This is a genomic window from Pannonibacter sp. XCT-53, from assembly GCF_009915765.1.
Classification (GTDB): domain Bacteria; phylum Pseudomonadota; class Alphaproteobacteria; order Rhizobiales; family Stappiaceae; genus Pannonibacter; species Pannonibacter tanglangensis.
The window spans coordinates 1018633-1030823 of record NZ_JAABLQ010000001.1 but is presented as its reverse complement, the minus strand read 5'-3'; the positions used below and the strand labels follow the sequence as shown (position 1 = coordinate 1030823).

Genomic DNA, 12191 nt, shown 5'->3' with positions numbered 1-12191 from the left:
ACGCAGAGGCTTTACCCCATGACCGAGACCGCCCTTCCAGGCAAGAAGCCATTCCGCTGGCACATCGGCGTGTTCCTGGCCCCGGCCGTGATCATCTATTCCGCGATCATGATCCTGCCGCTGTTCGCCACGCTGAACATGGCCCTGTTCAACCTCACCCCGGAGGGCGTGACCACATTCGTCGGTCTGGCCAATTTCCAGACCCTGTTCGGCGATCCCCGCTGGGCGGATGCGTTCTGGAACGCACTGGCCAACAACACCTGGTTCTTCCTCATCCACATGCTGGTGCAGAACCCGATCGGCGTGCTTCTCGCCGCCCTTCTGTCCTCGCCGAAGCTGCGCATGGCCGCCTTCTACCGGACAGCGATCTTCATTCCGACCATCCTGTCCTTCGTGATCGTCGGCTTCGTCTGGAAGCTGATCCTGTCGCCGATCTGGGGCATCGCGCCGGGGCTTCTGGATGCGGTCGGGCTGCGCTGGCTCTATGCGCCCTGGCTCGGCCAGGAGGCCTCCGCCCTGACCACGCTGGCGCTTGTCTCGGTCTGGCAGTTCGTCGGCATCCCGATGATGCTGATCTATGCCGCGCTGCTGACCATTCCGGACGAGATCCTCGAGGCGGCCGAAATGGACGGCATCACCGGAGCCAAGCAGTTCTGGAAGATCAAGCTGCCGCTGATCCTGCCGTCGATCGGCATCATCTCGATCCTGACCTTTGTCGGCAACTTCAACGCCTTTGACCTCATCTACGTCTCGCAAGGTGCGCTCGCCGGCCCGAATTTCGCCACCGACATCCTCGGCACGTTCCTCTATCGCACCTTCTTCGGGTTCCAGCTCCAGCTCGGCGACCCGCACATGGGCGCAACCATTGCAACGGCGATGTTCGGCATCATCCTGGTCGGTGTCTGCATCTACCTGTTCACGATCCAGACGCGGCTGCGCCGCTACCAGTTCTGAGGAGGCCACGCATGTCCAAGACCCGGTCCTCGCTCGGACGCACCGTCGCAGCCCATGCGGTCCTCGGCCTCTACACCGTGATCGCGCTGTTTCCGGTCTTCATCGTCGTCATCAACTCGTTCAAGTCGCGCAAGGCCATCTTCGGCGATCCGCTGGCCATTCCGACGCCGGAGACCTTCGATCTGGTGGGCTACACCACGGTGCTGGCCCAGGGGGATTTCTTCCTCTACTTCCAGAACAGCCTCGTGGTGACGGTGGCCTCGCTGTTCTTCGTGCTGCTGTTCGGCGCCATGGCGGCCTTTGCCCTGTCGGAGTACCGCTTCCGCGGCAACACGCTGATGGGCCTCTATCTGGCCATCGGCATCATGATCCCGATCCGCCTCGGCACGGTGGCGATCCTCGACCTGATGGTCGCCTCCGGCCTCGTCAACACCCTGACCGCGCTGGTCCTGGTCTACACGGCCCAGGGCCTGCCGCTGGCCGTCTTCATCCTGTCGGAGTTCATGCGCGGCATTTCCGATGACCTGAAGAACGCCGGGCGCATCGACGGACTCAGCGAGTACCGGATCTTCTTCACGCTCGTCCTGCCGCTGGTCCGCCCGGCGATGGCGACGGTGGCGGTGTTCTCCATGATCCCGATCTGGAACGACCTCTGGTTCCCGCTGATCCTGGCACCGTCGGAGGCCACCAAGACGGTGACGCTCGGCAGCCAGGTGTTCATCGGCCAGTTCGTGACCAACTGGAACGCCGTGCTGGCCGCCCTGTCGCTCGCCATCCTGCCGGTGCTGGTGCTCTACCTGATCTTCTCGCGCCAGCTCATCCGCGGCATCACCGCAGGAGCCGTGAAATGATCCGCACCCTCGTCGTCGGACTTGGCAACATGGGCCTGAGCCACGCCCGCGCCTACCATGCCGACCCGTCCTTCGAGATCGTCGGACTGGTCAGCCGGTCGCGGCCCGAGCGGCTGCCGGCAGAGCTTGCCGCCTATCCGCATCACACCGACTACCATGCGGCCCTGGCGGCGCTGAAGCCGGACCTGGTCTGCATCGCGACCTACTCGGACACCCACGCGGACTTCGCCTGTGCGGCGATGGATGCCGGCGCCCATGTGTTCGTCGAGAAGCCGCTGGCCACCACGGTGGCGGAGGCGCGGCGCGTCGTTGCCAAGGCGCAGGAGACCGGCCGCAAGCTCGTGGTCGGCTACATCCTGCGCCATCACCCGAGCTGGCAGCGGCTGATCGCGGAGGCCCGGGCGCTCGGCGGTCCCTATGTGTTCCGCCTGAACCTGAACCAGCAGTCGTCGGGCCCGACCTGGGAGGTGCACAAGGCCCTGATGCAGACGACGCCGCCGATCGTCGACTGCGGCGTGCATTATGTCGACGTCATGTGCCAGATCACCGACGCCGCCCCCGTCGAGGTGCGCGGCATGGGCCTCCGGCTCAGCGACGAGATTGCGGCCGACATGTACAATTACGGCCACTTCCAGGTGCTGTTCGCCGACGGCAGCCTGGGCTGGTACGAGGCGGGCTGGGGCCCGATGATGTCGGACACGGCCTTCTTCGTGAAGGACGTGGTCAGCCCGAAGGGGGCGGTGTCGATCCGCATGCCCGACACGGTGCGTTCCGACGACATCGACGCCCACACCCAGACCTCGAAGCTGCGCCTCCACAAGGCCGGTGAGGGCCATCAGGACCTCGATATGGCCGACGAGCCGGGCCATGACGCCCTTTGCGCCCGCGAACAGGCCTATGTGGCGCGGGCCATCACCGAGAACCTCGATCTCACGCGGCACATGTCCGATGCCGTGCGCTCCCTTGCCGTCTGCCTGGCGGCCGACGAGAGCGTGCGTTCCGGCAAGCCGGTCAAGCTGTAAGCAGGAGCTATCATGGGCGCACTGTCCCTCACCAAGATCACCAAGTCCTTCGGCCCCGTCGATGTCATCAAGGGGGTCGACCTGACCGTCAACGACGGCGAGTTCTGCGTGTTCGTCGGCCCGTCGGGCTGCGGCAAGTCCACGCTGCTGCGCATCATCGCGGGCCTCGAGGACGCCACCAGCGGCACGATGCGCATCGATGATGCCGACATCACCAACGCACCGCCCTCCAAGCGCGAGATCGCGATGGTGTTCCAGTCCTACGCGCTCTACCCGCATCTGACCGTGCGCGGCAACATGGCGCTGGCGCTGAAGCAGGCCGGAGCGTCGAAGGCGGACATCGAGGCTGCGGTGCAGCGGGCCTCGTCGATGCTGTCGCTCGACAAGCTGCTCGAGCGCCGGCCGGCGGAACTGTCGGGCGGCCAGCGCCAGCGCGTGGCCATCGGCCGCGCCGTGGTGCGCACGCCGAAGCTGTTCCTGTTCGACGAGCCGCTGTCGAACCTCGATGCCGCGCTGCGCGTCAACACGCGCATCGAGATCGCCCGCCTGCACCGCGACCTCAAGGCGACGATGATCTATGTCACGCATGACCAGGTGGAAGCCATGACGCTGGCAGACCGCATCGTCGTGCTCAACGCCGGGCGCATCGAGCAGGTCGGGGCGCCGATGGAACTCTACAACGATCCGGACAATGTGTTCGTCGCCGGCTTCATCGGTTCGCCGCAGATGAACTTCCTCAAGGGCGCGCTGCTCAACGGGCGTGGCGAAACCCTCGGCATCCGCCCGGAGCATCTGGCGATCAACCGCAGCCAGGGCCAGATCAGCGGCACGGTGAGCCACGTGGAGCACCTTGGCGGCGAAACGCTGGTCTATGTTCGCAACGCCGAGCACGGGCTCGTCACGGTGCGGCTGTTCGGCGAGCACAAGTTCGAGGTGGACGAGACCGTGCACCTGACGCCGGACCCCTCCCGCTGCTACCACTTCGACAAGGACGGAAAGCGGATCCGCTGAGCCAGATCGAGGCACGGACTGAAAGACGGCGGGCCTTGCCCGCCGTCAGACTGCTGCCGAACTTCGGCGTTTCGTCAGTTTGCCGTCATTCCGGACAAGGTGAGCGTTCAGCGAACCGCAGATCCGGAATCCAGCATGCCTGTGCGAGCGCAAGCGAGCCCAAAACCAAGTCAACTCGATACGACTTGCGACCGACAGGTGTGTCGCGCTTCGCGCGGCTGATATCTGGATCCCGGCTCGGCGCTTCGCTCACGCTCAGCTGGGCCGGGATGACGATTGAGGGTTTGTCCTCAACCTCACGGCGGGCCTTGCCCGCCGTTCTGCTGTCCGGCCCGGACACTGCCGTCAGCGCAGCCGCCGGCCGGCCGCGTCGGCCGTGAACAGGAAGGCCTTCGACGGATCGAAGCGGACCGCGACGCGGTCGCCCGCACGGGCCGTGGCGTCCTGGTGCTGTTCGGCAACGAGCTTCTCGCCGGACGGCGCGACGAGGTGGATGTAGGAGACGCCGCCCAGGGCCTCGATCATGTCGACGCGGTGCGTGTCGCCGGCGACAATCTGCACATGCTGCGGCCGGATGCCGAGCACCACATCCCCGGACGGCGCGGCCACCTCGGGCCCCGGCACCGGTTCGCCCGCCACGCCCGGCGCCGCAAGGAGGCCGCCGTCAAGCCGGCGGGCCGCCACGAAGTTCATCGACGGCGAGCCGATGAAGCCGGCGACGAAGCGGTTGTCGGGGTCATGGTAGAGATCAAGCGGCTTTCCGACCTGCTCGATGCGGCCGGCCCGCAGGACCACGATCTTGTCGGCCAGCGTCATGGCTTCGACCTGGTCGTGGGTGACGTAGATCATGGTCGCCCCGATTTCCCGGTGCAGGCGCGCGATCTCCACGCGCATCTCCACGCGCAGCTCGGCGTCGAGGTTCGACAGCGGCTCGTCGAACAGGAACACGTCCGGCCCGCGCACGATCGCACGCCCGATGGCCACACGCTGGCGCTGGCCGCCGGACAGGGCCTTGGGCTTGCGCTGCAGCAGCGGCTCGAGCTTGAGGATCCGCGCGGCTTCCGCCACCTTGGCAGCGATCTCCTGCCGGGGATGGCCGGTCATCTTGAGGCCGAACCCCATGTTCTCGGCCACCGTCATGTGCGGATAGAGCGCATAGGTCTGGAACACCATGGCCACGCCGCGATCGGAGGGATCGGCATGGGTCACGTCCCGGCTGCCGATGCGGACGGTGCCGGAGGTGGTTGCCTCAAGGCCCGCCACCATGCGCAGGAGCGTGGACTTGCCGCAACCGGAGGGGCCGACGAAGACGCAGAATTCTCCATGGTCGACCGTCAGGTCGACACCGCGAATGACCTCGACCTCGCCAAATCGCTTGACCACATTGCTCAGGACCACGCCGGACATCTCATTCCTCCCATTTCGCGGATCTTACTGTTCGGGGAAGCGCCAGGCCTGGGCATCGGCCGCAATGGCGGCTGCAACGTCCTTCAGGCGGGGCGCAAAGGCTTCCAGGTCTTCCAGTGAATTGCGCTGCGTCGTCGAGGTGATCGACATCGCACCGATCGCGCGGCCGGACGCCGACAGGATCGGCGCCGCGATGCAGATGATGCCCGGCTCGTGCTCCTCCCGGTCGAAGGCGTAGCCCCTGATGCGGATGGCCTTGAGCTCCTCGACGAGCGTCTCGCGCGAGGCGAGCGTGCCGGGGGTGAAGGCGTGGAACGACTGGCGGGTCAGCGCCTGTTCCAGCTTGTCTTCCGGCAGGAACGCCAGCATCGCCTTGCCGACGCCGGTGCAGTAGGCCGGACCGACCTTGCCGGCCTGACTGAACATTTCCACCGGCCGGGCAGCATTGCGCTTGTCGACATAGAGCACCTGGCCCTGATCGAGCTGGGCCAGATGCAGCGTCTCGCCCAGCTCTTCCGACAGCTTGTCGAGCCAGGGCCGGGCAATGGGGGCCAGCGAACTCTGCGCCCAGGCCGCATGCGCCAGACGGACCAGCCGCACGCCGAGCGAATAGACCTGCGTCTGCGGATCATAGGCCAGCATGCCCTGGTTGGTGAGGGTCTGCAGGAAGCGATAGAGCGTCGCCTTCGGATAGGCGCCCTGCCCGAGCAGCTCGGTGAAGCGCACGGGACGTCCATGCCGGGCAACCATGTCCAGCACGTCGAGGGCCTTGCCCACGGTTCCGTCGCCTTTTTCCTCGCTCATTCCGTTTCTCCGGTCTCGCGCCTTGACAGTCCTAAAGCTTGGCAGCATAGTTTTCAATATGCAAGACAAAGTTCCATTATTTGGAACAAACTTGCAGGGTCGATCTGCGACAGACCCGCAGCGAACCGCGTGACACCATTGGGAGGAGAACTATGGTTCAGAAGTTGCTCGGCGGCACCGCACTGGCGATTGCCGTCCTCATGTCCGGCTCGGCCATGGCCGAAAAGCGGACGCTTGTCTTCAACACGGACACGTCCGACCCGGCGCCGAAGGCCGCCATGGAACAGCTGATCACCATGTTCGAGGCGGAGAACCCGGACGTCGACGTGGTCGTGAACATGTTCGACCACGAGGGCTACAAGACCGCGATCCGCAACTTCCTGACCGCTGACGCTCCGGATCTGGCCAACTGGTACGCCGGCAACCGCATGGCGCCCTTCGTCAAGGCCGGCCAGTTCACCGACGTGAGCGACGTCTGGAAGGAAAACAACCTCGCCGAGCAGCTGTCCTCGTCGCTGGCCTCGATGACCATCGACGGCAAGCAGTGGGGCGTGCCCTACACCTATTATCAGTGGGGCATCTACTACAACAAGGACCTCTACAAGCAGGTCGGCGTCGAGGTTCCCAAGACTTGGGACGAGTTCATCGCCAATTGCGCCAAGTTCAAGGCGGCCGGAATCGACTGCGTGACCACCGGCTCGAAGGCCCTGTGGCCGCTGGCCGGCATCTTCGACTATCTGAACCTGCGCACCAACGGCTACGACTTCCACATGCAGCTCACCAACGGTGAGATCCCCTGGACCGACGACCGCGTCAAGGCGACGTTCAAGGAGTGGGAAAAGCTGGTCGCGCCGGGCTACATGACCGCCAACCATGCCGCGCTGGAGTGGCAGGACGCCGCCGCCCTCATGGTGCAGGGCAAGGCCGCCAACTACGTCATGGGCAACTTCGCCGTCGCCGTGTTCAAGGATGGCGGCATGACCAACGACAGCCTCGGCTTCATGGTGTTCCCGGAAATCACGCCGGGCATCCCGCGCGCCGAGGAGGCCCCGACCGACACCATCCACATCCCGGCCGGCGCCAAGAACGTGGCAGACGCCAAGAAGTTCCTCGCCTTCGTCGCCCGCGCCGACGTGCAGACCGCGATCAACAAGACGCTGGGCCAGCTGCCGACCAACAAGAACGCGACCGTCGATGCCAGCGATCCGTTCCTGAGCGCCGGCTTCCAGACCGTCTCGACCGCCTCCGGCCTCGCCCAGTTCTTCGACCGCGACGCCCCGGCCGAGATGGCCAAGGCCGGCATGGAAGGCTTCCAGGAGTTCACCGTCAAGCCGGACCGGCTCGACGCCATCCTCGAACGCCTCGAGAAGATGCGCCAGCGCATCTACAAGTAACCGACCGGATCGGGCGGAGCCTCCCTGCTCCGCCCGCTTGCCCCGCTGACCGGCCCACCCTGACGGCAGGCGGATTGTATCCGCGTGCCGCGCGGCGGCTGACGGAGCCGCAGAGGACCCCATGCAGGCCTATCTCAAAGCAAACCAGCGCCGCCTGGCCCCCTGGCTGTTTCTGGCACCCGGTGCCCTGTTCTTCGTCGTCTATGTGATCGCGCCGATCTTCCAGTCGATGGCGATCTCCTTCTACGACTGGGACGGGCTCGGCGAGGCCGTGTGGATCGGCCTCGACAACTATGTCGAGCTGGTCGACGACGAGGCCTTCTACGTCTCGCTGAAGAACAACGTGCTGTGGCTGGCGCTCTACATGCTGGCGGTGCCTGCCGGGCTCCTGATCGCGATCTTCCTCAACCAGACGGTCTGGGGCATCCGCGCCTACAAGTCGCTGTTCTTCTTTCCCTTCGTCATCAGCCAGGTCGTCGTCGGGCTGATGTTCTCCTGGTTCTACGCCCCGAACTTCGGCCTGCTCTACGCCATCATCGAGGCCATCACCGGACAGGGCGTGGCAATCCTCGCCGAAGAGCGCTTCGTGACCTACGGCATCATCGCAGCCGGGCTGTGGCCGCAGATCGCCTACGTGATGATCCTCTATCTCACGGGCCTCAACAACGTGGCGCCCGACCAGATCGAGGCGGCCCGGCTGGACGGCGCCAAGGGCTGGAAGATGCTCTGGTACGTGATCCTGCCGCAGCTGCGCCCGGCCACCTTCATCGCCGTGGTGGTCACCGTGATCGGGGCGCTGCGGTCCTTCGACCTGGTGTCGATCATGACCACCGGCGGTCCGTTCGGATCCTCGCGCGTGCTGTCCTTCTACATGTACGAGCAGGCGCTGTCCGAATACGGCTACCGCATGGGATATGGCGCAGCCATCGCCGTCGTTCTCTTTGCCATCATGATGGTCTTCATCACCGGCTTCATCTGGAAGATGTGGCGCGACGAGAAGGATCACTGAGCATGTTTCCCCGTCCGATCCAGCAGGCCAGCCCCCAGGCTCGCGTCCTCTACCAGATCGCCCTGCCGATCGCCCTGATCCTGTGGCTCCTGCCGCTGATCGGTGTCGCCATGACGTCGGTGCGGCCCTCGTCCGACCTGGCGGCGGGCAACTATTTCGGCCTGCCCTCCGCCATCGCCTTCGACAACTACCTGGCGGTCTTCCGCAATTCGCCGATCGCCAGCTACATCCTCAATTCCTTCAAGGTGACGATCCCGACGGTGATCGGCGCTGTCGCCCTGTCCTGCATGACGGGCTTTGCGCTGGCGGTGTACAAGTTCCGCGGCAACGTGCTGATCTTCTTCCTGTTCGTCGCCGGAAACTTCGTGCCGTTCCAGATCCTGATGGTCCCCGTGCGCGACCTGACGCTGCAGCTCGGCCTCTATGACACGACGCTCGGGCTGGCGCTGTTCCACATCGCCTTCCAGACCGGGTTCTGCACCCTGTTCATGCGCAACTTCATCCGCGCCCTGCCCTACGAGCTGATCGAGGCCGCGCGCGTGGAAGGCGTCAGCGAAATCCGGATCTTCTGGTACGTGGTGCTGCCGCTGATGCGCCCGGCGATTGCCGCCCTGTCCGTGCTGGTCTTCACCTTCATCTGGAACGACTATTTCTGGGCCACCGTGCTGACGACCGGCGCGGCGACGCAGCCCGTGACCGCCGGCCTCTACTCGCTGAACGGCCAGTGGGTGGCTGCCTGGCATCTGGTTTCGGCCGGCTCGATCATCGCGGCCCTGCCGCCGGTGCTGATGTTCTTCCTGATGCAGAAGCATTTCATCGCCGGCCTGACGCTCGGAGCGGTGAAATGACCTGCTGGCGCCTCGACACCGCCACCCAGACCCTTGTCGTTGCGACCGACGGCGGCGTGCCTGCGGCCGTGTACTGGGGCGCGCGGCTGCCCGAGGACGAGGATCTCCACGCCCTGCGGGCAGCAGCCGAACCGTGCCTGACCGGCGGGATGCTCGACGTGCTGCCGCCCCTGTCGCTCACCCCGACACCGGGTGGGTCCTGGCAGGGCCAGCCCGGCCTCGTGCTCCGTCAGGCAGATGGCACGGTGCTGACGCCGCGCTTCCGCTTCGAGCTGGCCGAACAGGATGCAAGGGGGCTGGTGCTGGTCTCGCGCGACGCGACGGCCGGACTGACGCTGCGCCACACGCTGACGGTCCATCCGACCGGCTTCCTCGGCCTGCGCAGCGCGCTCGTCGCCGAAAGCCCGGTCCGGGTGGACTGGCTGGCCGCCCCGGTGCTGCCGGTGGCTGCCGAGGTCAGCGACATCCTCGACGTCGCCGGCCGCTGGATCGGGGAATTCCAGATCGAGCGCACCCCCTTCGTCACCGGTCAGCGGGTGCGCGAGAGCCGCACCGGTCGCTCCGGTCAGGAACACCCGCCCTACGCCCTTTTCACCGCGCCCGGCTGTCGCAACACCGCCGGCGAGGCCTGGGCCCTGCATTATGCCTGGTCGGGTGGCCACCGGATGATCGCGGAGGGCCTTCAGGACGGCCGCCGGCAGGTCCAGTTCGGCCATGCGGGCGGCGCGGAGACGGAACCGGGCCTTGCCTTCGAGAGCGCCGAACTGCTCGTCACCTATTCCGGCGAAGGTCTGAACGGCATCGCCACGCGCTTCCAGCACGACGTGCGCACCCGCATCGTCACCTGGCCCGAACCGCTCGACAGGCGCCCGCGGCCGGTCCACTACAACTGCTGGGAAGCGGTCTATTTCCGCCACGACCTCGACAGCCTGACCGCGATTGCCGAGCGGGCGGCCGCGCTCGGAGCGGAACGCTTCGTCCTCGATGACGGCTGGTTCGGCCGGCGCGATGACGACACCTCCAGTCTGGGCGACTGGATCGTCGACCGGCGCAAGTGGCCGGACGGTCTGATGCCGCTCATCCGGGTGGTCGAGGCGCTCGGCATGCGCTTCGGCCTCTGGGTCGAGCCGGAGATGGTGAGCGAGGACAGCGACCTGTTCCGGGCCCATCCCGACTGGGTGCTCGGCCCCCTCGACCAGACACGCGGCCGCAACCAGCTCGTGCTCGATCTGGCCCGCGCGGATGTGCGCGATCATCTGTTCCTGCGGCTGTCGGCCCTGCTGGCCGAGCACCCGATCGATTATCTGAAATGGGATCACAACCGGCTGTTGCCGGTGGTCGATGCCGCCCAGACGCGGGGCATCTACGAGCTTCTGGCGCGCCTGCGGGCCGCCCATCCGGGCGTCGAGATCGAAAGCTGCGCCTCCGGCGGCGGCCGCATCGATGCCGGGATCCTGGCCCTGACGCAGCGCGTCTGGCTGTCGGACAGCAACGATGCGCTGGAGCGGCTGCGCATCCAGCATGATGCGGCCCTGTTCCTGCCCATGGCGGTCACGGGCAGCCACGTCGGCCCGCGGCACTGCCACACCTCCGGCCGGGTTCTGGACATGAGCCTGCGCGCCCGGACGGCTGCGCAGCGCCACATGGGCTTCGAGATGGACCTGAGGGAGCTGACGGACACGGAGGCCGCCTGCCTCGGCGCGGTGACGGCCTGGTGGAAGGCGAACCGGGACTGGCTGGTCACGGCCGACATCCTGCGTCTCGACGCCAGCGATCCCGCCGTGCTGGCCGAGCAGCAGCTGGCGCAGGACGGTGCAAGGTTCGTCGTCTGGTCCGCCCAGGTCGCGACGTCGCGCCAGAGCCTGCCCCTGCCGCTGCGGCTGACGCGGCTCGACCCGCGCGCCCGCTACCGCGTGCGGCTGACAAACCCCGGCGACTGTCCGCCCCAGGCCCGCGGCCCGAATGCGCTGCGCGCCGGCGCGGTGGAGCTGTCGGGCGCCGCCCTGATGCAGCAGGGCCTGAGCCTGCCCGTGGCCTGGCCCGGAACCCTCTACATGCTCGAGGGCGAGAGGCTCGATCCCGCTGCCCCGCGCCTTCCCTGACCTGGAGCTGACCCATGGATTTCCTGCCCGTGTTTCCCGACCTTGACGGCGCTTCCGTCTTCATCACCGGCGGCGGCTCCGGCATCGGGGCCTCGCTGACCGAGGCCTTCCTGCGGCAAGGGTCGAAGGTCGCCTTCGTGCAGCGCTCCGATGCCACTGCCTTCTGTGACGAGATGGAGCGCAAGACCGGACGCCGGCCGCTGTTCCTGCCCTGCGACATCACCGACATCGAGGCCCTGAAAGCCGCGATCGGTCAGGCGGCGGCGGCCCATGGCACCGTCACCGTGCTCGTCAACAACGCCGCCAACGACCAGCGCCACGCCACGCTCGACGTGACCGAGGACTACTGGAACTGGTCGATGGCGATCAACCTGAAGGCCTATTTCTTCGCCATGCAGGCGGTGATCCCGGGCATGAAGGCAGCCGGCGGCGGCTCGATCATCAATTTCTCCTCCATCAGCTACATGATGGGCAACGCCGGCTACGCGATCTACACCTCGGCCAATTCCGCCATCAACGGCATGACGCGCAGCCTGGCGCGCGAGTTTGGCCCGGACCGGATCCGCATCAATGCCCTGGCTCCGGGCTGGGTGCTGACCCAGAAGCAGAAGGACATGTGGGTGACGCCGGAGGGTCTCAGCGCCCATCTCGACCGCCAGTGCCTGAAGGAGACCATCGAACCGGAGGACATCGCCGGCGGCTGCCTGTTCCTGGCCTCGCGCGCCTCGCGCATGATGACGGGCCAGGCGCTGGTGATCGACGGCGGCGTTGTGGTGACAGGATGACGGC

General features: G+C 66.4%; 11 protein-coding genes. 9 read left to right on the top strand and 2 right to left on the bottom strand.

Annotated elements, in window-relative coordinates; genetic code table 11:
• Nucleotides 1–18: 18 nt before the first annotated feature.
• From GWI72_RS04845 to GWI72_RS04830, 4 genes are read left to right on the top strand one after another with little or no spacing between them, the layout of a single operon-like run.
• Complete coding sequence (locus GWI72_RS04845; RefSeq protein WP_161675906.1) at nucleotides 19–954, top strand: carbohydrate ABC transporter permease; 936 nt, start codon at nucleotides 19–21, stop codon at nucleotides 952–954.
• An 11-nt stretch (nucleotides 955–965) separates the two neighbouring features.
• A complete protein-coding gene (locus GWI72_RS04840) occupies nucleotides 966–1805 on the top strand; it encodes a carbohydrate ABC transporter permease (RefSeq protein WP_161675905.1) in 840 nt (279 codons plus the stop codon).
• Complete coding sequence (locus GWI72_RS04835; RefSeq protein WP_179956018.1) at nucleotides 1802–2827, top strand: Gfo/Idh/MocA family protein; 1026 nt, start codon at nucleotides 1802–1804, stop codon at nucleotides 2825–2827. The genes GWI72_RS04840 and GWI72_RS04835 overlap by 4 nt, the downstream gene beginning before the upstream one ends.
• Nucleotides 2828–2839: 12 nt before the next feature.
• On the top strand, nucleotides 2840–3838 hold the full coding sequence (locus tag GWI72_RS04830) for an ABC transporter ATP-binding protein (protein ID WP_161675904.1): 999 nt from the start codon (nucleotides 2840–2842) through the stop codon (nucleotides 3836–3838).
• A 345-nt stretch (nucleotides 3839–4183) separates the two neighbouring features.
• Here the strand turns inward: GWI72_RS04830 and GWI72_RS04825 are convergent, their stop codons facing one another.
• The gene (locus GWI72_RS04825) at nucleotides 4184–5245 is read right to left on the bottom strand and encodes an ABC transporter ATP-binding protein (protein WP_161707992.1); all 1062 of its coding nucleotides are present in this window, start codon (nucleotides 5243–5245) and stop codon (nucleotides 4184–4186) included.
• A 24-nt stretch (nucleotides 5246–5269) separates the two neighbouring features.
• Nucleotides 5270–6049: an IclR family transcriptional regulator gene (locus GWI72_RS04820; protein ID WP_161675902.1), complete on the bottom strand. Its 780-nt coding sequence runs from the start codon at nucleotides 6047–6049 to the stop codon at nucleotides 5270–5272.
• A gap of 152 nt (nucleotides 6050–6201) precedes the next feature.
• On the opposite strand from GWI72_RS04820, the gene GWI72_RS04815 reads away from it, so the two are divergent.
• The 5 genes from GWI72_RS04815 (at nucleotide 6202) to GWI72_RS04795 (ending at nucleotide 12187) form a co-directional block, all read left to right on the top strand.
• Nucleotides 6202–7443: an ABC transporter substrate-binding protein gene (locus tag GWI72_RS04815; RefSeq protein ID WP_161675901.1), complete on the top strand. Its 1242-nt coding sequence runs from the start codon at nucleotides 6202–6204 to the stop codon at nucleotides 7441–7443.
• 121 nt (nucleotides 7444–7564) lie between these two features.
• Nucleotides 7565–8452 (top strand): carbohydrate ABC transporter permease, encoded by an 888-nt coding sequence (locus GWI72_RS04810; RefSeq protein ID WP_161707991.1) that lies wholly within the window; start codon nucleotides 7565–7567, stop codon nucleotides 8450–8452.
• A 2-nt stretch (nucleotides 8453–8454) separates the two neighbouring features.
• Nucleotides 8455–9300, top strand: a complete 846-nt coding sequence (locus tag GWI72_RS04805; protein WP_161675899.1) for a carbohydrate ABC transporter permease — start codon at nucleotides 8455–8457, stop codon at nucleotides 9298–9300.
• A complete protein-coding gene (locus tag GWI72_RS04800; RefSeq protein ID WP_161707990.1) occupies nucleotides 9297–11402 on the top strand; it encodes an alpha-galactosidase in 2106 nt (701 codons plus the stop codon). The genes GWI72_RS04805 and GWI72_RS04800 overlap by 4 nt, the downstream gene beginning before the upstream one ends.
• Before the next feature lie 14 nt (nucleotides 11403–11416).
• Complete coding sequence (locus GWI72_RS04795) at nucleotides 11417–12187, top strand: SDR family NAD(P)-dependent oxidoreductase (protein WP_161707989.1); 771 nt, start codon at nucleotides 11417–11419, stop codon at nucleotides 12185–12187.
• The last annotated feature ends 4 nt before the right edge of the window (nucleotides 12188–12191 follow it).